This window comes from Azospirillum cavernae, from assembly GCF_003590795.1.
Lineage (GTDB): Bacteria > Pseudomonadota > Alphaproteobacteria > Azospirillales > Azospirillaceae > Azospirillum > Azospirillum cavernae.
In genome coordinates this window covers 1,209,132-1,227,649 of record NZ_QYUL01000002.1, presented here as the reverse complement: position 1 = coordinate 1,227,649, position 18,518 = coordinate 1,209,132, and the positions used below count along the sequence as shown (strand labels likewise).

The 18,518-nt window shown below is 67.6% G+C and carries 21 protein-coding genes and 1 tRNA gene; 15 read left to right on the top strand and 7 right to left on the bottom strand.

Annotated features, from left to right (window positions below):
- The first annotated feature begins 44 nt into the window (after positions 1–44).
- The 4 genes from D3877_RS17190 (at position 45) to D3877_RS17175 (ending at position 3,817) form a co-directional block, all read left to right on the top strand.
- The gene (locus tag D3877_RS17190) at positions 45–461 is read left to right on the top strand and encodes an ArsR/SmtB family transcription factor (RefSeq protein WP_338014619.1); all 417 of its coding nucleotides are present in this window, start codon (positions 45–47) and stop codon (positions 459–461) included.
- Positions 458–1,009, top strand: coding sequence for an arsenate reductase ArsC (locus tag D3877_RS17185; protein WP_119831924.1), 552 nt, complete (start codon positions 458–460; stop codon positions 1,007–1,009). The genes D3877_RS17190 and D3877_RS17185 overlap by 4 nt, the downstream gene beginning before the upstream one ends.
- Positions 1,010–1,041: 32 nt before the next feature.
- On the top strand, positions 1,042–2,070 hold the full coding sequence (gene arsB, locus D3877_RS17180; protein WP_119832519.1) for an ACR3 family arsenite efflux transporter: 1,029 nt from the start codon (positions 1,042–1,044) through the stop codon (positions 2,068–2,070).
- A gap of 244 nt (positions 2,071–2,314) precedes the next feature.
- Positions 2,315–3,817 carry an extracellular catalytic domain type 2 short-chain-length polyhydroxyalkanoate depolymerase gene (locus tag D3877_RS17175; RefSeq protein ID WP_158599935.1) on the top strand — a complete coding sequence of 501 codons (1,503 nt, stop codon included), beginning with the start codon at positions 2,315–2,317 and terminating at the stop codon, positions 3,815–3,817.
- Between the two features lie 74 nt (positions 3,818–3,891).
- Here D3877_RS17175 and D3877_RS17170 read toward each other — a convergent pair whose 3' ends face one another.
- Complete coding sequence (locus D3877_RS17170; RefSeq protein WP_158599934.1) at positions 3,892–4,815, bottom strand: type II secretion system protein GspK; 924 nt, start codon at positions 4,813–4,815, stop codon at positions 3,892–3,894.
- Positions 4,816–4,897: 82 nt separating this feature from the next.
- On the opposite strand from D3877_RS17170, the gene D3877_RS17165 reads away from it, so the two are divergent.
- Genes D3877_RS17165 through D3877_RS17155 form a run of 3 tightly spaced genes read left to right on the top strand, consistent with a single transcriptional unit; the run spans position 4,898 to position 6,446 of the window.
- Positions 4,898–5,371, top strand: a complete 474-nt coding sequence (locus D3877_RS17165) for a GspH/FimT family pseudopilin (RefSeq protein ID WP_158599933.1) — start codon at positions 4,898–4,900, stop codon at positions 5,369–5,371.
- The gene (locus tag D3877_RS17160; RefSeq protein WP_119831921.1) at positions 5,368–5,769 is read left to right on the top strand and encodes a type IV pilus modification PilV family protein; all 402 of its coding nucleotides are present in this window, start codon (positions 5,368–5,370) and stop codon (positions 5,767–5,769) included. The genes D3877_RS17165 and D3877_RS17160 overlap by 4 nt, the downstream gene beginning before the upstream one ends.
- Entirely contained in the window at positions 5,766–6,446 is a 681-nt protein-coding gene (locus D3877_RS17155; RefSeq protein ID WP_119831920.1) for a type II secretion system protein, read from the top strand. Before D3877_RS17160 ends, D3877_RS17155 begins: the two co-directional genes overlap by 4 nt.
- 22 nt (positions 6,447–6,468) lie before the next feature.
- Here the strand turns inward: D3877_RS17155 and D3877_RS17150 are convergent, their stop codons facing one another.
- Together D3877_RS17150 and D3877_RS17145 are read right to left on the bottom strand one after the other, a co-directional pair.
- Entirely contained in the window at positions 6,469–6,972 is a 504-nt protein-coding gene (locus tag D3877_RS17150) for a hypothetical protein (RefSeq protein WP_147395216.1), read from the bottom strand.
- A gap of 205 nt (positions 6,973–7,177) precedes the next feature.
- Entirely contained in the window at positions 7,178–7,594 is a 417-nt protein-coding gene (locus D3877_RS17145) for a winged helix-turn-helix transcriptional regulator (protein WP_119831918.1), read from the bottom strand.
- 78 nt (positions 7,595–7,672) lie between these two features.
- Here D3877_RS17145 and D3877_RS17140 point away from each other — a divergent pair, with 78 nt between their 5' ends.
- Positions 7,673–7,999 carry a nuclear transport factor 2 family protein gene (locus D3877_RS17140; RefSeq protein ID WP_119832517.1) on the top strand — a complete coding sequence of 109 codons (327 nt, stop codon included), beginning with the start codon at positions 7,673–7,675 and terminating at the stop codon, positions 7,997–7,999.
- On the top strand, positions 7,996–8,778 hold the full coding sequence (locus D3877_RS17135; RefSeq protein ID WP_119831917.1) for an SDR family oxidoreductase: 783 nt from the start codon (positions 7,996–7,998) through the stop codon (positions 8,776–8,778). The genes D3877_RS17140 and D3877_RS17135 overlap by 4 nt, the downstream gene beginning before the upstream one ends.
- 308 nt (positions 8,779–9,086) lie before the next feature.
- Here the strand turns inward: D3877_RS17135 and D3877_RS17130 are convergent.
- Together D3877_RS17130 and D3877_RS17125 are read right to left on the bottom strand one after the other, a co-directional pair.
- Positions 9,087–9,177, bottom strand: a tRNA-Ser gene (locus D3877_RS17130).
- Positions 9,178–9,247: 70 nt separating this feature from the next.
- Positions 9,248–10,090, bottom strand: a complete 843-nt coding sequence (locus tag D3877_RS17125; RefSeq protein ID WP_119831916.1) for an alpha/beta hydrolase — start codon at positions 10,088–10,090, stop codon at positions 9,248–9,250.
- A 64-nt stretch (positions 10,091–10,154) separates the two neighbouring features.
- Between D3877_RS17125 and D3877_RS17120 the strand changes: the two genes are divergently transcribed.
- The 3 genes from D3877_RS17120 (at position 10,155) to D3877_RS17110 (ending at position 14,285) form a co-directional block, all read left to right on the top strand.
- The gene (locus D3877_RS17120) at positions 10,155–11,360 is read left to right on the top strand and encodes a glycosyltransferase family 4 protein (protein ID WP_119832516.1); all 1,206 of its coding nucleotides are present in this window, start codon (positions 10,155–10,157) and stop codon (positions 11,358–11,360) included.
- A gap of 33 nt (positions 11,361–11,393) precedes the next feature.
- Positions 11,394–12,272: a TIGR01459 family HAD-type hydrolase gene (locus tag D3877_RS17115; protein WP_119831915.1), complete on the top strand. Its 879-nt coding sequence runs from the start codon at positions 11,394–11,396 to the stop codon at positions 12,270–12,272.
- A gap of 237 nt (positions 12,273–12,509) precedes the next feature.
- Positions 12,510–14,285: a hypothetical protein gene (locus tag D3877_RS17110; protein WP_147395215.1), complete on the top strand. Its 1,776-nt coding sequence runs from the start codon at positions 12,510–12,512 to the stop codon at positions 14,283–14,285.
- On the opposite strand, the gene D3877_RS29495 is transcribed toward D3877_RS17110, so the two are convergent.
- Complete coding sequence (locus D3877_RS29495) at positions 14,273–14,461, bottom strand: hypothetical protein (protein ID WP_147395214.1); 189 nt, start codon at positions 14,459–14,461, stop codon at positions 14,273–14,275. The genes D3877_RS17110 and D3877_RS29495 overlap by 13 nt on opposite strands.
- A 39-nt stretch (positions 14,462–14,500) precedes the next feature.
- Positions 14,501–14,821 carry a ribbon-helix-helix domain-containing protein gene (locus D3877_RS17105; protein WP_119831913.1) on the bottom strand — a complete coding sequence of 107 codons (321 nt, stop codon included), beginning with the start codon at positions 14,819–14,821 and terminating at the stop codon, positions 14,501–14,503.
- A gap of 263 nt (positions 14,822–15,084) precedes the next feature.
- Between D3877_RS17105 and D3877_RS17100 the strand changes: the two genes are divergently transcribed.
- From D3877_RS17100 to D3877_RS17090, 3 genes are all read left to right on the top strand, one after another.
- Positions 15,085–16,257 carry a hypothetical protein gene (locus tag D3877_RS17100; RefSeq protein WP_119831912.1) on the top strand — a complete coding sequence of 391 codons (1,173 nt, stop codon included), beginning with the start codon at positions 15,085–15,087 and terminating at the stop codon, positions 16,255–16,257.
- A gap of 13 nt (positions 16,258–16,270) precedes the next feature.
- Positions 16,271–17,290: an SH3 domain-containing protein gene (locus D3877_RS17095; protein ID WP_119831911.1), complete on the top strand. Its 1,020-nt coding sequence runs from the start codon at positions 16,271–16,273 to the stop codon at positions 17,288–17,290.
- Positions 17,291–17,379: 89 nt separating this feature from the next.
- A complete protein-coding gene (locus tag D3877_RS17090; RefSeq protein WP_119831910.1) occupies positions 17,380–18,489 on the top strand; it encodes a CocE/NonD family hydrolase in 1,110 nt (369 codons plus the stop codon).
- Positions 18,490–18,518 lie beyond the last annotated feature (29 nt).

Genomic DNA, 18,518 nt, shown 5'->3' with positions numbered 1-18,518 from the left:
CGCTTGCCCGCGCCAATCATTTCGACTATTGTCGAAATATGGAATTGAAAAACGACCCCGCGAAAGACGCCATCGACGCCTTCGCCGCGCTGGCGCACGACACCCGGTTGGCGGTGTTCCGGCTTCTGGTTCAGGCTGGCCCCAGCGGGCTGAGCGCCGGGGACATCGCCCAGCGCGTCGGCGTGCCAGGATCGACCCTGACGCACCATCTCGCCATTCTGGAGCGGGCGGCTCTGCTGCGCTCCTGGCGGGTCCAGCGGCAGATTTTCTACGCCAGCGACTATGACGGCACCAGGCGGCTGATCGCCTTCCTGATGGAAGATTGCTGCCAGGGACAGCCGGAGCTGTGCGGATCCGCCATTCTCGATTCCGCCGCTTGCGCGCCCGCCAGCGGTTGCCCCGCCCCGCCGCCCAATGCCCTTTTGACCGACGCCCCTCTGACCGACAAGGCCCCGCGATGACCGACCGTGTCTTCAACGTCCTGTTTCTCTGCACCCACAACAGCGCCCGCAGCGTGATGGCGGAATGCATCCTGAACCGCATCGGCCGGGGCCGCTTCCGCGCCTTCAGCGCGGGCAGCATGCCGTCCGGCCAGATCAACCCGCAGGTCAAGGCGCTGCTGGAGCGGTTGGGCTACCCGCTGGCCGACGCGCGGTCGAAATCCTGGGACGAGTTCGCCGCCGCCGGCGCCCCGACGATGGATTTCGTTTTCACCGTTTGCGACAACGCGGCGGGGGAGGTCTGCCCGATCTGGCCCGGCATGCCGATGACCGCCCATTGGGGCTTCCCCGACCCGTCGAGCGCCGAAGGGACTCCGGCGGAAAAGGCGGCCGTGACCGCCGCCGTCTATGGCCAGATCGAACGCCGCCTGCGCGCCTTCGCCGCCCTGCCGCTCGACACGCTGGACCGCATGGCGATCAAGCGCCGCCTGACCGACATGGCCGATGGTCACGCCGATGATGGCCACGCCGATGTCCAAGCCGACCACGCCCCGGAGACCGCCCAATGACCGCCATCCCGCAAACGGCCCCGCCCCCCGCGATGAATCTGTTCGAGCGCTTTCTCACCGTCTGGGTCGGGCTGTGCATCGTCGTCGGCGTCGCGCTGGGCCATTTCCTGCCCGGCCTGTTCGCCAACGTCGCGGCGGCGGAAATCGCCAAGGTCAATCTGCCGGTCGCCGCCCTGGTCTGGCTGATGATTGTCCCAATGCTGCTGAAGATCGATTTCGCCGCGCTGGGCGCGGTGAAGGAGCATTGGCGCGGCGTCGCCGTCACCCTGTTCATCAATTGGGGGGTGAAACCCTTTTCGATGGCGCTGCTCGGCGCGCTGTTCATCGGCCATCTGTTCGCCGGTCTGCTGCCGCCGGACCAGATCGACTCCTACATCGCCGGGCTGATCCTGCTGGCGGCGGCGCCCTGCACCGCCATGGTCTTCGTCTGGTCGAACCTGTGCGACGGCGAGCCGCATTACACCCTGAGCCAAGTCGCCCTGAACGACCTCATCATGGTTTTCGCCTTCGCGCCGCTGGTCGGGCTGCTGTTGGGCATCAGCGCCATCACCGTGCCATGGGACACGCTGGTTCTGTCGGTGGTCCTCTACATCGTCGTGCCGGTGGTGGTGGCGCAAACCCTGCGTCGGGTGCTGTTGAGCCGTGGCGGCCCGGCGGCGTTGGCCGCCACGCTGCACCGGATGCAGCCGGTTTCCCTGCTGGCGCTGCTCGCCACGCTGGTGCTGCTGTTCGGCTTTCAGGGTCGGGCCATTCTCGACCAACCGCTGGTCATCGGGCTTCTGGCGGTTCCGATCATCATCCAGGTCTATCTGAACGCCGGGCTGGCCTATTGGCTGTCGCGCCGTTTCGGCGTGGCCTGGTGCGTCGCCGCCCCGGCGGCGTTGATCGGCGCGTCGAATTTCTTCGAGCTGTCGGTCGCCGCCGCCATCAGCCTGTTCGGCCTGAATTCCGGCGCGGCGCTGGCCACCGTCGTCGGCGTGCTGGTCGAGGTGCCGGTCATGCTGTCGGTCGTTCATTTGGTCAAGGCCACCCGCCCCTGGTACGAGCGCAAGACCGTCTGAACATACATAGGCGCCGCAACAACGCCGCATGTTGCGGCGCATCCTGTCACAACGCAGGACAGTCGTCGGAACAGCAGACGCTTTTCATCACGCTCCCCCGCCAATATTGGCGGAATCCCTCAACAATGCGGTTGGCACGCATTTTGTAATCGTGATTGTCACTCAACCCACCGGACGACCCAGGATGACGCGCAACGCCGCCGTCCGGCGGGCCAACGACAATCACGCATTATGGGAGACTTTGATGAACGCTCGGGTTCGCCGTCACGCGCTGCTCGCCACCGGCCTGCTGACGCTGGCCACCGTCGCCACAAACGCGCAGGCCGCGCCGCTGCAAGCCTACAATGTTGATCCGGCGTCGGTGTCGGTGTCCGGCCTGTCGTCGGGCGGCTTCATGGCGGCCCAATTGGGCGTGGCCTATTCATCAATCTTCCAGGCCGGTTTCGGCGTCTTCGCCGGCGGGCCGTTCGATTGCGCCCGCAATCAGAATTACACCGCCTGCATGTACAACGCCACCCCGTCGATCACCACGCCCAACGCCAACATCAACGCCTGGAGCGGCAACCAGATCGACAACAAATCCAACCTGACCAACCGCAAGATCTATCTGTGGGGCGGGACCAGCGACAGCACCGTCGGCCCCAACGTGATGAACAAGCTGAAGGCGCAGATGGATGTCTTCGGCACGGCGGCCAACATCAAATACGACACCACCAGCGGCGCGGCCCACACCTTCCCCACCGATTTCGCTGGAACCGGGAACAACGCGTGCAGCTCCGCCGCCTCCCCCTACATCAGCAATTGCAGCTTCGACGGCGCGGGCGCGGTGCTGAAGCATTTGTATGGCGCCGGGCTGAACGCCCGCAACACCGGCACGCTGGGCGGAAGCGTGGTGTCGTTTGACCAGTCGGCCTATCTGTCGGCGGCGAATGGCGGCGGGGCCACCGGCTACGCCTATGTCCCGGCCAACTGCGCCTCGGGCGGGGCGACCGTTTGCAAGCTGCACGTCGCCCTGCACGGCTGCCAACAGAGCTACGGCAAGATCGGCGACAAATACATCCAGAACACCGGCTACAACAAATGGGCCGACACCAACAACATCGTGATTCTCTACCCGCAAACCACGGTGGACAACACCAGCCATTCGACCTGGAGCAGCGGCTCGGTCGCCAACCCGAACGCCTGCTGGGATTGGATCGGCTGGTACGGCGCCAACGCCGATCAAAAGGGCGGCACCCAGATGGCCGCCCTGGTCGCCATGGTCAACAAGGTGACGAGCGGCTACAGCGGCGGCGGCGGCGGCACCCCGCCCGCCACGGTTCCAGCGGCTCCGGCCGGCCTGTCGGTCTCAGCCACCACCGCCAGCAGCGTCAGCCTGAGCTGGTCCGCCGCCAGCACCGCGACCAGCTATAAGATCTATCGCGGCGGCGCCAATGTCGGGACCAGCACCGGCACGAGCTACACCGACAGCGGCCTGACCGCCAGCACCAGCTACAGCTACACCGTCAGCGCGCTGAACGCGGTGGGCGAGGGCGTGCAATCCAGCGCCGTCAGCGGCGCGACCCAGGCGGCGGTGTCTTACTCCCAATCCGTCACCGCGACCGTCACCACCCATTATGTGGCGGGCCGCCTGACGGTGACGCAGTACAACCAGATGGGCGCGAAGTACGGCTACAACGCCAACATGACGCTGTATCTGTGCGGATCGACCTGGACCAACTCGGCGACCTGCGGCCCGCTGAGCTGAGCGACCGCCCGATCATCGGGACAGCGGAGGGCCTCCCGGCGACGGGGGGCCTTTCGTCCGTGGGGAGCCGACCGTCACAAGCCCGGCGGCTCCCGCCATTCCACCACGCGGTAAGGGGTGGGCGATTTGACGTCCGACAGCACGACCACCGCCTCGGCCAGCGCCTCCGCCCCATCCTTGGACGCGCGCACCCGCACGGTCAGCGTCCGCCCGACGATGGGGAAACCGCCTTCGGGATCCAGCTCCACCCCCGCCGCCGCCGCGCGCTCGGCCAGACCGGAATCCGCCCCACCCCCAGCCCCACCAGCCGCCCAGCCGCCCGCCAGCGCGATCACCGCCGCGCGATCCGCCGCCGACAGGTTCGGCAGGGACGCCAGCGTCAGCGGCCCCGCCGCCGCGACCGACAGACGGCCCGGCCCGCCGTCCACCGTCACCTCGTCCCACAGCCGCCGCAGCAACTCGGGCGTCACCCCCGGCACGGTCGCCAACTCCGCCACCGACAGGAAGGGACGGTGGGGCTGGCCATCCTCCCGCGCGCGGCTGGCCATGGTGTCGCCGCGCCGCGCCGCCACCGTGTCGGCGATGGCGCGGGCGTTGTCGGCCTCCTCCCCCACCGCTTCGATCAGGCCGCGCAGCAGCAGCGGGTTGGAGCGGTTGAGATCGACCCGGCCCCAATCCTCAAACACCCGGATGTCGAGCGTCGCGTCGCCCAACCCGACCCGCGCCGCCGGACCCGCCGGGCGAAAGCGGCGGGCGCGCAAGGGGCGGTCGGCGTCGAACACCGCCAGCGCCACCCCGGCGTCCAACAGCGCGCGCGCCTTGCCCGCCGCCGCCATGTTGGCGGCGCGGCGCACCTCCAACCGGCTGGTCTGGGCCAGCCCCAGCGCCAGCGCGGCGATGAGCACCAGCGTGCCGAGCACCAGCACCAGGGCGAAACCGCCCTGCCGCCCGTTCGCCTGGTTCCGCCCTGCCTTCTGGTCTGACGCCGCGCCCGGCATGGCCGTTCCGCTCCTTCGCTCGTCGGGCGCGCCGCCCTGGGTTACTCTGTTCGCGACACGCATTGCGGTTCAAGGAAACATCATGCCCCCGCGCCGGACGCAAGCCGGATTCACCCTGCTGGAGCTGCTGGTCGTGCTGGTCATCGCCGGGCTGCTGCTGGGGCTGGTTCCGCCCGCCGCCGGGCGCGGATCGGACGGCGTGCGGCTGCGCGCCGCCGCCCAAGCTTTGGCCGGATCCATCGCGCTGGCCCGCAGCGAAGCCGTGCTGACCAACGCCGAGGCCGCCTTCGCGCTGGACCTCGCCGCCCGCCGCTTCGGCATCGCCGGGCAAAGGCTGGAGGGGAGCCTCGACGCCGACCTGCGCGTCGCCCTGACCACCGACGCCCGGTCGGTGCTGCCCGGCGGCGCTGGAAACGCCGGGCGCGGCGAGATCCGCTTCCGCCCCGATGGCGGATCGCCGGGCGGGGAGTTGCGCGTCGCCAACCGGGCGGGCGCGATGACCATCCGCGTCGATTGGCTGACCGGACGCACCCGCATCCTGCGTGATCCGGCGTGACGTCGCCCCCCGCCAACCGCCAACCCAACCGCCAACAGGGCTTCAGCCTGATCGAGGTTCTGGCCGCCGTCGCCATTCTCGCCATCGTTCTCGGCGCCGCCTTGCGGGTTCAGCGCCAGGGCTTGGCGGCGTTGGAGCGCGCGGAGGACGCCAGCCGGTCGATGCTGGTCGCCGATTCGGTGTTGGCCCTGGTGACGGCGCGCGAGGCGGGCGCCGGTTCCTGGTCGGGCGAGCTGGACGGCGTTCGTTGGCAGGCGACGGCCCGCCCGCTGAATCACCCCGATTTCGCCGGAACCACCCGCAGCGGCTTCGAGCCGCTGGCGATTCAGATCACCGTCTTCGGCGCGGATGGGCCGCGCTACGAGCTGCGCTCCGTCCGCTTGGGCCGCCGCTCATGACCCGCCCCGCCGCCCAGCGCGCGAAGACCGATCAAGCCGGGTTCACCCTGCTGGAGCTGCTGGCCGTTTTGATGGTGCTGGGGCTGGTGATGACGGCGGTCGGCGGTGGCGTGCGCTTCGCCAGCCGGGGCTTTGACCGCGCCGCCGCGACGGCGACCGAGCTGTCGTCCTACAGCCTTGCCGCCGACGTCCTGCGCTGCCGGGGCGAGCGGCTGTTTCCCCTGTCCGTCGGCTGGGGGGCCGACAGCCAATTTGTTTTTCTGGGCGAGGCCGACCGTCTGGCCGGGCCGATTCTGTCAACGCCCGCCGAATCGCAACAGCCCGGCCCGCCGCTGCGCTACGCCCTGTTCCACATCGAAGCGCTGGAGGGCGGCGGTTCCCGCCTGATTCACCGCGAGCACCGGCTCGTCACCGATCCCGGCCTGCGGGTGATCGAACCCGCCGACCACGCGGTCAGCCTGTATGAGAGCGCCGCCGCGATGCGCTTTTCCTACCATGACGGCGCGCGCTGGCTCGACCGCTGGACCGCGCCGCGCGACCTGCCCCGCTTGATCCGCCTGTCCTTCACCGACGCCAGCGGTCGCGCGACGCGCCCGGCCCTGATTCTGCGCCCGCGTCTGGACGGCGACCGGGGCTGCGCCAGCGACGCCGCCCTGCCCTGCCGCGACCGGCCTTGAGGCGCCCGACTCCGGCGATGAATCAGGAGGCGCGGCGCAACGGCGCGTGATGGTCGCGATGGAGCGGACGCGCGGTCTTGGCCAAACGCACCAGCGCGCCGCCCGGCAGACGTTGCGCCAGCGTCGGCTCGGCACCGTTCAAGGCCCAGCCATAAGCCGCCGCGATCTGCACCCGGTCCCGCCCTTCGACCGCCAAAACGCGAACCTTGCGGCTGGGGTCCAGCCCGCCCGCGATCTGGCCGAAACGATCCGCCTGCGCCGCGTCGGCGACGAGAACCGCGCACCGCTCCACATCCGCCCGCCCAAGCGGGGCGAACAGCAGCGGCGCGACCTGCGCCATCACGGCCTCGCCGTCGGCGCCGGTCAGCCCGCGCAGATCCGCGACCAGCCCAACCGCCCGCCGCCCGCCGCAAGACTCAACCGCCGCCCGCCATTCGGCGTCCCAGCGCTGAAGCTCAGCCGCCGCCATGGCCCGATGCAAAACGGTGTGAACGCCCCAAGCGTTGATCGCGATCGTGAATCCCATGATGTACGAACCCCCAAACAATCAGTCACGCGAACAATGCTATCACGCTCCATCGTGATACGCTCGCCCAATGTCAGGGCGATGTCGGTTCCATCACGATTCAAAAACACAGGATTTCGCGGGCGACATGGAGGGAGGCATGGCGTCGCAGCAGCCGATTTTCCCAACCAGGAGCCTCGTGGCGAGCCGCTTGACCGAGCGGTCGTTAGCCCTCGGTCGGGTGGCTTTCAGCCGCCGCAGGAGCCACGCCATTCGAGTCTCTTTGGGCGGCCCAGGTCAACAGCGCGTCAAGGGCCGGACACAGCGCCTGTCCCCAATCGGTCAGCGCGTATTCAACCTTCGGCGGCACCTGATGATGAACGATGCGGCGGACGATGCCATCCGCCTCCATCTGCCGCAGTTGTTGGATGAGCATCTTCTGCGACACCGCTGGGATCGCCCGTTCCAAATCCGAGAAGCGCAAGATCCGCCCGCCGAACAGATGGAAGAGGATCGTGAGTTTCCAGCGGCCTTCGAGCCGTTTGAGCGCTTGTTCGACGCCATCAGCCGCCGTTTCCCGCGTGTAGCCGGAAACGTGCTTACCTTCTGGTGAGTACCTTACTTTTTCGTCGGTTCTTGTCATTTCCGGAGTTTAGAACGAGCTTTGGCGGGGTGCAACGCCACCATCGTGATGGCGCCAATGATCGCGAAGGAAACGCCGATGTCCATACTCCTGCCACAGCCCATTGCCGCCTATTTCGCGGCGGACAGCGCCGAGCGCGCGTCCGTCGCCGCGTGCTTCAGCGAAACCGCGACCGTCAAGGACGAGGGGAAGATCCATGCGGGACGCGCGGCGATTCACCGTTGGAAGACGGAAGCCTCCAGCCAATACACCTATGTCAGCGAACCCTTCGCCATGGCGCAAGACGAAGACCGGACCATCGTCACCAGCCGTGTGACCGGCAATTTCCCGGGCAGCCCGGTCGACCTGCGTTACGCGTTCACCGTCAATGGGGACAAGATCGCCCGATTGGAGATCACGCTGTGAGCTTCGATCTCGACTTGCAGGGCCGCCGCGCCCTGGTCACGGGCGGCACGAAAGGCGTTGGAGCGTCCGTGGTGGACGTCCTGCGGTCAGCCGGTGTCCGGATCGTGACGACCGCCCGCGTGGTTCCCGAAACATCGGCGGACGGCGTTTCCTACATCGCCGCCGATCTGACCACGGCGGATGGCTGCGCGCGGGTCGCCAAGGGCGTTCTCGACGAGCTTGGCGGCGTGGACATCATCGTCAACGTGATGGGCGGTTCGAGCGCGCCGCCCGGCGGCTTTGCCGTCCTCGACGACGACATCTGGCAACAGGAACTGAACCACAATCTTATGCCGGCGGTCCGGCTTGATCGCGCGCTCCTGCCGTCGATGATCGCGCAAGGCTCGGGCGTCGTCATCCACGTCACATCGATTCAGAACCAACTGCCGTTGCCACAATCGACAACCGCCTATGCGGCCGCCAAGGCGGCGCTCTCGACCTACAGCAAGAGCCTGTCGAAAGAGGTGACGCCCAAGGGCGTTCGGGTGGTTCGGGTCTCACCGGGCTGGATCGAGACGGAGGCCGCCGTCAGCTTCGTTGAACGCCTGTCCGCCGAAGCCGGTACGGATTACGACGGCGGCAAGGCCATCGTCATGCAAGGGCTGGGCGGCATTCCCCTGGGGCGGCCAGCAACCCCGCGCGAGGTCGCCGATCTGATCGCTTTCCTAGTCTCGCCTCGGGCAAGCGCGATCACCGGCACGGAATATGTCATCGACGGTGGAACGGTGCCGACCGCCTAGACGCGGACAGAAAATTCAAGACACCAGCGGCAAGGGACAGAGTTCCGGCGGCGCGATCCGCGATGTCGTAGACCATCGTGCCGTCGGCGGATAATAGACCCGGATAAACAGCTTGTTGCCTAATCTTACGTGAGGAAAGACAAGCCGGGTCATGGTCTCCGCCATCTTGTCGACGAAGATCTCTCGCATCGGTCCATCGAAGTAATGGCGAATTACCTGACCGTGTGTGGGAAACGTGCGTGTGACAGCAAAAAGGCCCAGCCAAGCTGGCTGAGCCTTTTTGATGGGTTGGAAGCCCATGCGTTCAGTGGCGGAGGGAGAGGGATTCGAACCCTCGATACGCTTTTGACGTATACACACTTTCCAGGCGTGCGCCTTCAACCGCTCGGCCACCCCTCCCCGGAGGACGGCGTTATAGCCAGGGTGGCGGCGGGGCGCAAGCCCTTCGTCGCCGCTTTGCGCTTTTTTTTCAAACCTCGGTCGAAAGGCTGGACGCCCCGGCCAGATCGCGGACCAGATCGCCGACCGTGCGGCAGAGCAGCGCCAGATCCTGCGGGCGGGACAGGCGGTGGTCGCCGTCCTTGACCAGAGTCACCCGCACGTCGTCGCCGGTCAGGGCGGCGGCCAGCGACAGGCTGACCTGCCAGGGCACGTCGGGGTCGCGCTGGCCGTGCAGCAGGCGCGTCGGGCCGGTGAAGGGAATGGGGCCGCGCAGCAGCAGATGGTTGCGGCCATCCTCGATCAGGGCGTGGGTGATCGGTTGCGGGTCTGGGCCGTACTCCGACGGGCGCAGCCAAACGCCGTCGTCGGTGATGGCGCGGCGGATGGCGGGATCGAAGAGATCCCACATCAGATCCTCGGTGAAGTCGGGGGCCGGGGCGATTCCGACCAGACCCGCCACCCGCTCGGGCCGCCGCAGCGCGGTCAGCAGCATCATCCAACCGCCCATCGAGGAGCCGACGAGGATCTGCGGCCCGCTCGTCACCCGGTCCAGCACCTCCACCGCGTCGTCGGCCCACAGCCCGATGGTGCCGTCGGCGAATCGCCCGCTCGACGCGCCATGGCCCTGATAGTCGAAACGGGTGAAGGCCAGCCCCTGCCCAACCGCCCAGGCTTCCAGCGCCGTCGCCTTGCCGCCCGTCATGTCCGACATGAAGCCGCCCAGGAACAGGATTCCCGGCAATGCGCCGCCGTCATGTTCGCCGCCGTCATGTGCGCGACGGGCGGCGGGGGTGTGATGATAGGCTATGGTCGCGGCGCCGCGCCTTAGGCTATGGTGCGCGCCGCCCGTGGCGGCTGCGGTTTCGGTCATATGGACACCCATGGACGAAGCTCTCGTGGACGGATCGGGCCGACTCTTTCCCAGCGCCGGCACCATGGAACGCGAACCGCAATTTACCACCGACGCCCCCGCATTCAACGACGCCCCGGCGTTCCACGATTTTTGGCCGGGCGGGCGGGCGCCGACGGTGCTGCAAGTCGTGCCGACGCTCATCACCGGCGGGGCCGAACGCGGCTGCATCGACATGGCGCTGGCGTTGGCCGAGGCGGGCGGCACGCCGCTGGTCGCCTCGCAAGGCGGGGCGATGGTGCGGGAATTGGACCGCGCCGGGATCCGCCACATCACCTTGCCGTTGGCCTCGAAAAACCCGCTGACCATCCGCAAGAACGCCCGCAAGCTGGCGGCGATCATCGCGGAGCGCAAGGTGGACATCGTCCACGCCCGCTCGCGCGCCCCGGCCTGGAGCGCCTGGATGGCCTGCCGCGACACCGGCGCGCGCTTCATGACCACCTTCCACGCGCCCTACAACATCGGCAGCGGGATGAAGCGCTGGTACAATTCGGTGATGGCGCGGGGCGAGCGGGTGATCGCCATTTCCGATTTCGTGCGCCGCCACATTCTGGAGAATTACGAGACCGACCCGGCCAACATCCGCACCATCCATCGCGGCATCGACCGGGCGGTCTTCGCCCCCGACCGGGTCAGTTCGGCCCGCCTGATTCAGTTGACGCGACAGTGGCATCTGCCCGCCGACCGCCCGGTGATCCTGCTGCCCGCCCGGCTGACCCGCTGGAAGGGCCAGACCGTGTTGATCGAGGCGTTGGAAAAGCTGGGGCGCAAGGACGTCGTCTGCCTGCTGGTCGGCTCCGACCAGGGCCGTTCGGGCTACCGGCGCGAGTTGGAAAGCCGAATCGCGCGGGCGGGGCTGGGCAACGTCGTGGTGATGACCGACCATTGCAGCGACATGGCCGCCGCCTATCTGCTGTCCACCGTCGTCGTTTCGGCCTCGCGCGAGCCGGAAGCCTTCGGGCGGGTGATCGTCGAGGCGCAGGCGATGGGCAAGCCGGTGATCGTCTCGGCCATCGGGGCCTATCAGGAAACCGTGATGCCGGGCGAAACCGCCTGGGTGGTGCCGCCCGACGATGCCGACGCGCTGGCCAACGCCCTGCGCGAAGCCCTGTCGCTGACGCCCGACCAGCGCGACGCCATCGGCGCCCGCGCCCAGGCCTTCGTCGCCGACCGCTACACCCGCGAGCGCATGTGCGCCGACACGCTGGGCGTTTACGCCGAGCTGCTCTAACCCCTCTCTCCATCCTCACTTTCACCGGACATCATGGCCGCCATTCGACAGATCCCCGGCATCAGCAGCGTCATCGACCAGTATGACGGCTTCATCCTTGATCTTTGGGGGGTGCTGCATGACGGGGAACGCGCCTATCCCGGCGTTCCCGATTGCCTGGACCGCATGAACGCGGCGGGCAAGACGCTGTGCCTGCTGTCCAACGCGCCGCGCCGCACCGATGGGGTGATCGCCAAGCTGGCGGGCATGGGGCTGGGCCGCGACCGTTACCACCATGTGATGACCTCGGGCGAGGCGACCTATGAGGCGCTGCGCGACCGCGCCGACCCGTGGCACGCCCGGCTGGGGCGGCGGCTGTATCACATCGGGCCGGAGCGCGACGCCGACGTCTATGACGGGTTGGGCTACAGCGTCGCCGCCGCGCCGGAAGACGCCGATTTCGTCCTGAACACCGGCATCGTCGTGTTCGGAGAAACGCTGGCCGACTACCAGCCGCAGTTGGACGCCTGCCTGCGCGCCCGCCTGCCGATGATCTGCGCCAACCCCGATTTGATCGTGATGGTCGGCCCGCAAATGGTGATCTGCGCCGGAACACTGGCCGCGCGCTATGACGAGATGGGCGGCGACGTGACGCAGCACGGCAAGCCCTACGCCTCGGTCTATGACCGCTGCCTGTCGCTGATGGGGATCACCGACAAGCGCCGCATCCTGGCGGTGGGCGACAGCCTGCGCACCGACGTGGCGGGGGCCAACGCCGCCGGTCTGGACGTGGCGCTGGTCACGGCGGGCATCCACCAGGAGGAGTTGGGCGGCGCCGCCTGGGGCGAGTCGGTCGATGCGGCCAAGCTCCAAGCCGTCGCCGACGCGGTCGGGCACACGCCAACCTACGCGGTTCCCAGCCTGCGCTGGTAAGGGGTGGGTCAAACTGCCCCCAAAAATTGTTTGCATGATGGCCTGCGCGGCGACGCGCGGGCCTTTTTCCTATGCCCGTCAATGGGTTGTCATAATTATTGATTGATAGAAACAATTGTTTTTCTCTTTTTCACATTGATTCAAATTTTGCCGCCACCTTGACGCATCCCCGTTGCAAAAAACCAAATCAAGGGACGCAGAACTCTGCGGCGTTTCGCAATGGGGGACATGTTGACAATGAACGCACGCCTTTGGATGCATTGCGGCCTGCCCGCCGCCGCACTGACCGCCTGTCTGGCCGCCAATCCGGCTTTGGCTCAGGAAACCAAGAAATGTCCGATGGGCATTCCCGTCACCTACGAGATGCCCTACCCCTGCGGCGACGGCAGCACGGGCGGCGTCGACATGGACGCTGGCGCGGCCTATGCCTGGAAGGCCTTGATCGCCCTGAACTGGCCCGCGCAATCGGACACGCGCGACGCCCCCGACAAGACCAAGAATTTTGGCGATCCTGGCGCGCGGGTGTGGGAGACCATGCGCTCGAAGGTCGAGCTTTACCCCGGCAACGGTTCGCCGACGCAAGCCCCCCATGGCGTGACGCTCAAGGACGGCAAACCGACCAACGGGCCGCGCTTTGGCTATGACCAAGCCCCGGTCTACGTCTACTCCCCCGAGGGCGTGAAGACTGCCGACGGTCAGGTCAGGGCCTGCAAGGGTCAGGAGCCGGTGCAGACCCCCGCCTGGACCGTGCTGGACGAGACCACCCAGATCGGCAACAACCAGACCTTCGCTGGCGTCCTGCCCGCCACGCCCACCAAGACGAACAGCCAGCCGCAACTGATCCGTTACGGCGTGAAGATGAATCAGGACGTCTACAGCAACATTGTGCAAAATCAATATTGGTACTCTGGCTCCCAATCGGCGTTGAGCGTCGCGTCGGCCAACTACGTCAAGGCGCTTGCCAGCGGCCAAACCCAGAACCCGCCGTCGCCCTACGTTGATTTCGCCGCCCCGTTCGCCCCCGCCAATCAGGGCGCGCCCTCAAGCGCAGAGAACAAGACGTCTTCGGTCGAGGTGAAGATGTCGTGGCGACCGCTGACCGAAAAGGAAGCCGCCTCCGGCCGATTCTTCCAGGCCCCCGTCCGCTATTTTGAGGTTGAGGACAACGCCCCCTGCTGGCGCGAAGACCGTTGGGGTCTGGTGGGGATGCATCTGATCTCCTTCACCGCTGCGGCTCCCTGGGGGATCTGGTCCACCTTCGAACAGGCCGACAACATCCTGACCGCCGATGGAAAGCCGACCGAAGACGCCAACGGGAACATCATCAACCCCGGTTCCGGCCCCACCCCGACCTCACCGGAACTGACCTCGAACCCCAATGTCTTGACGCCAATCGTCACCAAGAACGGCGAGTATTGCGCCACGCCGGGCGCCCGCCTGTTCTTCCGCGAAAACCCCAAATACCACACCATGCCGTCGGACGGCGCCATCTGCGTCAACAGCCGCTGGCACGCCATCCCCAAGGAAATCGCCGCGATCAACGACAGCGCCCACAGCGCCATCCGCGAGAATCTTGCCAAGACCGGAAAGACCAATTCGCCCTGGCTCTATTACAAGCTGATCAACGTCCAGGCGACTCCGGTCGATTTCGACAGCAAGGACAACGCCCGCTTCAGCAGCACCGCGTCCTATTATCTGGCCAATTCGACCATCGAAACCGATTATTCGCTGGGCATGTTCACCGGCGACCTGAAGAGGGGCGTGCCCGCCAACAAAATCCACCATTTCCCCGACGCTTTGGTCGATTATTACAACACTCGGCTCCTGCCCTTCCAGGCCGCCAATCTCGGTTTCCTGGAAAAGCCGATCCGCATGGGCGGGTGCGCCGGTTGCCACGCCTTCGCCGCCACCATCGGGCAGGATTTCAGCTTTGCTCTGGGTGACAATGTGAAGGCGCCGGAATCGCCGACTCCGTTCAAGAAGACGTCGGCCTTCCGCAACTACAAGCCCTGATCGACGGTCTGAACGGTCGTCCGTTCGTCCCGCTGGCGCCAGACCGACGCCAGCGGGCCGACGGAGTCAAAAATCGCGCGATTAAAGAGCAGATCCGGCCCCATGGCGTTGAACGCTGTCGCCTTTTCCAGCGTCCACGGGCTGGCGCGGACGTCCTCCAGCGTGACGACTCTCAACGGAACAGCGCCGCCTAAATCGCGCTGAGCCTGCCCCCGTCAATCCTCCAAAGGCACCGCGTCGTCCAGCGCCCGGCGCAAAATGGGCGACGGCCCGTCTTCCGCGAAGCCCCGGTTGCCGATGGCCGTGCGGTAATAGCTGACGATGAAAACACGGATGGACGCCGTCAGATTGGCTTCCCCCCGGCGACCGTCGATCTGCGTGCAAATTTCGTTGAGAGTCAGCCGTTCGCGCTCGCAGATTTCCTTCAGCGAGTCCCAAATATACGGCTCCATCCGCAAGCTGGTGCGGCGACCGCTGACCTTCACGTTGCGGCAGACCAGGATCGGCCCTTCCTTACCCCCGCCTGTACCCGCCATGTGACGTCCTGATCCCCATCCGTTGCGAATCCGCCATCCCCTCAGGCGGACATACATCCATTTGTGTGAGGATATTGCAAGTGGCGTGTGCCATCAAAGCCAATTTCGACCGCTGGTCGCGGTATATCAGCGCCGCAGCGCCGCTCAGCGAAACTCTGCCCGGCGTATGTCCGATACGGCCCCGGCAAAACCCGCTTCCCTTCCCATTCGCTTCGCTATACCAGTGGCTTGATTGTGACGACCCGGCGGGAGGGGATGGGGTGATGGTGCGACCGGCGGAGGAACGATTCGCGGCAACGCTGGCGCTGGCGCTGATGGTCGGCGGCGCGGCGGCGATCATACCGGCGGCCTTCGCGATTCCCCCGGCCCACGCCGCCGAACTCTCCGCCGAAGAGGCGATCCGCAACGAGCTGTCCCGGCTGGTCCCGTCGCCCTGGCGCCTCGACTCGGTGACGCTGGACGTGGCGCCGCCGCCGCCGACCTCCGCCAAGGACAGCAAGCCCGCCGATCAACGCGCTGCCGCCAAGCTGACGCTGGGCTTGACGCTGGGCAAGCCGACCTACCTGATCGACAGCCGCGAAGGCCCGGTGACGTTCCTGCGCCCGGTCGCCGTCGAGGGGCTGGAAAAGACCCTGAACGCCAAGGCCGTCGCCACCCGCAGCGCCAGCGGCTGGACCGTGCGCTTCACCCCGCAAAACCCCGAGATCCTCGACGGCCTTGGCAAGCCCGCCGACGAATGGCCGGGCCAGCCCGTCGTGCTTGGCACGCCCGAGGCGCAGAGCCTGCGCGAACAGCTCGACCGTGACGCCCAGCAGCGCGCCGCCGACGAAGCCGCCCGCCGCGCGCGGGATGAGGAGTGGTTGGTTCAGCACGACGCGGCGGCGAAGATCGCGGCGGAACGGGCCGACAAGGAACGCCGCGCCGCCGAAGCGCGCGCCGCTCAGATCACCGATCTGCGGGCCAAGCTGTTGGGGTCGGACCGCGCGGTCAAGATCGCCGCCTATGAGGCCGCGTTGGGCGGCAACGACCCGGCGCTGCGCCAGATGGCGAGCGAGGCGGCGTTGCAAAGCCGCGATCCGCTGCTGGGCAATCTGGCGCTGAAGGATTGGCTCGCCCGCCGCCGCGCCATCCCGGTGCAGCTCTTCGCCACCAAGGAAGACGCCAACTCGGAAACCGTGTTGCAAAATCTGGGACCGTTCACGGTGGAGATCGACGGCTTCACCCCGGTCAACGGCGCCATCGCCGGACGGATGGGCGCGCCCGGCTACAGCATCGCCAAATCCTCCACCCTCATCGGGTCGCTGGCCCAGACCGAATTGACCCTCAGCTCCTTCGGCTGCGCGCTGTCCTTGCGGTTGAGCGAGCATCAGACGCTGGACGGGCTGCTGCGGTGCCAGACTCTGCCGACGCTGATCGCCCGGATCACCCTGGATTGAGGATGAGGCCGTGATGGCGGCGAAGGCCACAACCGCACTGCTGGCGCTGTCTTTGGCGATTCTGGGGGCGATTCTGGGGGCCGTTCCGGGAATCGCCAACGCCGCCGCGTCGGCGGAGGAACGCGTCACCCCGGCCCCGCCGCCCTCGGCGGCTCTGCCGCGTCTGACCCCGCTGGGCGACGTCACGCTCAACCCATACCCCGCCGCCCCGCCGCAGGTGGCCCGCCCCCTGTCCCCGGTGCGGACGCCGGGCGCGCCGCCAAAACCCCCAACGGTCAAGCCGACCGCCAGCGCCGCCAAACCGCCCACTCCGCCCCCCGCCGTTCAGACCGAAGCCCCGCCCGTCGTCAAACCGGCGGAGCCGCCGCCACCGCCGAACGTTCCACCGCCACCGCCAGTGGAGGCTGCGCCAGCGTCCGATTCGGCGCCCGCGCCGACCGATCCGCCTCAAAGCGAAACGGTCAAGGCCACGCCCCCGATTCCAACAAAAGCCGACAGCCGCCGCACCGTCGTCACCACCGCCGGGGTGTATCTGCGCGCCACCCCCAACAGCAAGGGGCGGGTGATCGACGCGCTGGATCGCGGCGAAAAATTGGAGGTGGTGGGCGCGGCCCCCGACGGTTGGGTGCAGGTTGGCCGCAAGGGCAAGAGCATCGGCTACATCGCCGCCGACTATCTGACCGGCGCCCAACCCGCAAAGCCGTCCGCGAACGGCGACACGCCCGCATCCGCGCCCAGCGTCCCATCCTCCTACGCCAAGGCCGCGCGGGGCGACCGGGGCTGCGCGCTGCCCGACGATCTGTCGCCGCCCAAGCAGCGGGCCATGCTGCCGGTCGGCAGCCGCGCGCGCGTGACGGCGGACGCCAATCTGCGGGTCGCGCCCGTTTGCGACGCCAAGGTGCTCGACGTGCTGGACGCGGGCGAGCGCGTCACCATCCAGGACGTCAGCGGCTCCTGGTATCGGGTGGCGCGGCGGAACCGGATGATCGGTTATGTCGGCGCGGCGTTGCTCGCCGCAAAGCCGGAGCGGTGACGCAAGAGCGGTGACGTTGGGACATTGACGAGGGCCGAATGCCGCCGCAGGCTGGTGCGCGAAACCACGCCGCTTCAGGACGACCGCCCATGTTTCTGCGCCGCCTTGCGCTCTTTCTTCTGCTGGTCTGCACAGCCGTCGCGACGGCGGCCCCCGCGTGCGCGCAGGGGCTGACCCAGACCTTGCAACCCGTCCCAGTCCGGTACAGCGACGGAACCGCGTTGACGCTGGAAGGGCTGCTGATCCGCCCGACCGGGCCGGGGCCGTTCCCCATCGCCATCGTCAGCCATGGCTCGCCGCGCGACGCGGCGGAACGGGCGACCATGACGCCGCTGCGGTTGGCCCCCCAGGCGCAGGAATTCGCCCGGCGCGGCTGGGCGACGCTGATCGTCATGCGGCGCGGCTATGGCGGGTCGGGCGGCGGCTTCGTCGAAAGCAACGGGGCCTGCGACAACCCCAACTATCTCCAATCGGGCGAGCGCAGCGCCGAAGACATCCGGCAGGCGATCCGCTTCATGGCCCAACAGCCCTTCGCCGACGCCTCGCGAATCATCGCCGTTGGCGTGTCGGCGGGGGGCTTGGCCAGCGTGGCGCTCAGCGCCAACCCGCCGCCGGGTTTGGCGGCGGTCATCAGCTTCGCCGGGGGGCGCGGGTCGCGCGGCGACAACGACGTCTGCACCTCCGACCGTCTGGTCGCCGCCTTCGGCGTCTTCGGCCGCACCGCGCGGGCGCCCAATCTGTGGATCTACGCGGAGAACGACCTGTTTTTCGGCCCGGAATTGGCCCACCGCTTCCACGCCGCCTTCACCGCGTCCGGCGGCAAGGCGGAATTCATTGACGCCCCGGCCAACGGCAAGGACGGCCATTTCCTGTTTTCCGCCGCCATCCCGCTGTGGACGCCCTATGTGGACCGCTTCCTGACCGCCCACAATCTGGCCCCGCGCAAGACGTTGATCGCCCTGCCCGAATCCAAACTGGCCCCACCGCCGGAATTGGGGGAACGCAACCGCCAGGGCTTCGCTGATTACCTCGCCGCGCCGGATCACAAGGCGTTCGCGGTGTCGCCCGACGGCGCCTTTGGCTGGAAATCCGGCCAGCGCGATCAGGCGCTGGCCCGGCAATTGGCGTTGGAGAATTGCGCCAAGCACACACAAAAGGGATGCCGCGTCGCCGTGGTCAACGACACGCCGATGCGGTGACGGCCAACCACTGACCGCATCCGGGAGAT

Excerpts from the sequence above, each read along its gene's own strand:
- D3877_RS17185 (WP_119831924.1), top strand. The coding sequence starts at position 458 with ATGACCGACCGTGTCTTCAACGTCCTGTTTCTCTGCACCCACAACAGC.
- arsB (WP_119832519.1), top strand. The coding sequence starts at position 1,042 with ATGAATCTGTTCGAGCGCTTTCTCACCGTCTGGGTCGGGCTGTGCATC.
- D3877_RS17175 (WP_158599935.1), top strand. The coding sequence starts at position 2,315 with ATGAACGCTCGGGTTCGCCGTCACGCGCTGCTCGCCACCGGCCTGCTG.
- D3877_RS17170 (WP_158599934.1), bottom strand. The coding sequence starts at position 4,815 with ATGCCGGGCGCGGCGTCAGACCAGAAGGCAGGGCGGAACCAGGCGAAC.
- D3877_RS17165 (WP_158599933.1), top strand. The coding sequence starts at position 4,898 with ATGCCCCCGCGCCGGACGCAAGCCGGATTCACCCTGCTGGAGCTGCTG.
- D3877_RS17155 (WP_119831920.1), top strand. The coding sequence starts at position 5,766 with ATGACCCGCCCCGCCGCCCAGCGCGCGAAGACCGATCAAGCCGGGTTC.
- D3877_RS17150 (WP_147395216.1), bottom strand. The coding sequence starts at position 6,972 with ATGGGATTCACGATCGCGATCAACGCTTGGGGCGTTCACACCGTTTTG.
- D3877_RS17145 (WP_119831918.1), bottom strand. The coding sequence starts at position 7,594 with ATGACAAGAACCGACGAAAAAGTAAGGTACTCACCAGAAGGTAAGCAC.
- D3877_RS17140 (WP_119832517.1), top strand. The coding sequence starts at position 7,673 with ATGTCCATACTCCTGCCACAGCCCATTGCCGCCTATTTCGCGGCGGAC.
- D3877_RS17125 (WP_119831916.1), bottom strand. The coding sequence starts at position 10,090 with ATGACCGAAACCGCAGCCGCCACGGGCGGCGCGCACCATAGCCTAAGG.
- D3877_RS17120 (WP_119832516.1), top strand. The coding sequence starts at position 10,155 with ATGGAACGCGAACCGCAATTTACCACCGACGCCCCCGCATTCAACGAC.
- D3877_RS17115 (WP_119831915.1), top strand. The coding sequence starts at position 11,394 with ATGGCCGCCATTCGACAGATCCCCGGCATCAGCAGCGTCATCGACCAG.
- D3877_RS17110 (WP_147395215.1), top strand. The coding sequence starts at position 12,510 with ATGAACGCACGCCTTTGGATGCATTGCGGCCTGCCCGCCGCCGCACTG.
- D3877_RS17105 (WP_119831913.1), bottom strand. The coding sequence starts at position 14,821 with ATGGCGGGTACAGGCGGGGGTAAGGAAGGGCCGATCCTGGTCTGCCGC.
- D3877_RS17100 (WP_119831912.1), top strand. The coding sequence starts at position 15,085 with ATGGTGCGACCGGCGGAGGAACGATTCGCGGCAACGCTGGCGCTGGCG.
- D3877_RS17095 (WP_119831911.1), top strand. The coding sequence starts at position 16,271 with ATGGCGGCGAAGGCCACAACCGCACTGCTGGCGCTGTCTTTGGCGATT.
- D3877_RS17090 (WP_119831910.1), top strand. The coding sequence starts at position 17,380 with ATGTTTCTGCGCCGCCTTGCGCTCTTTCTTCTGCTGGTCTGCACAGCC.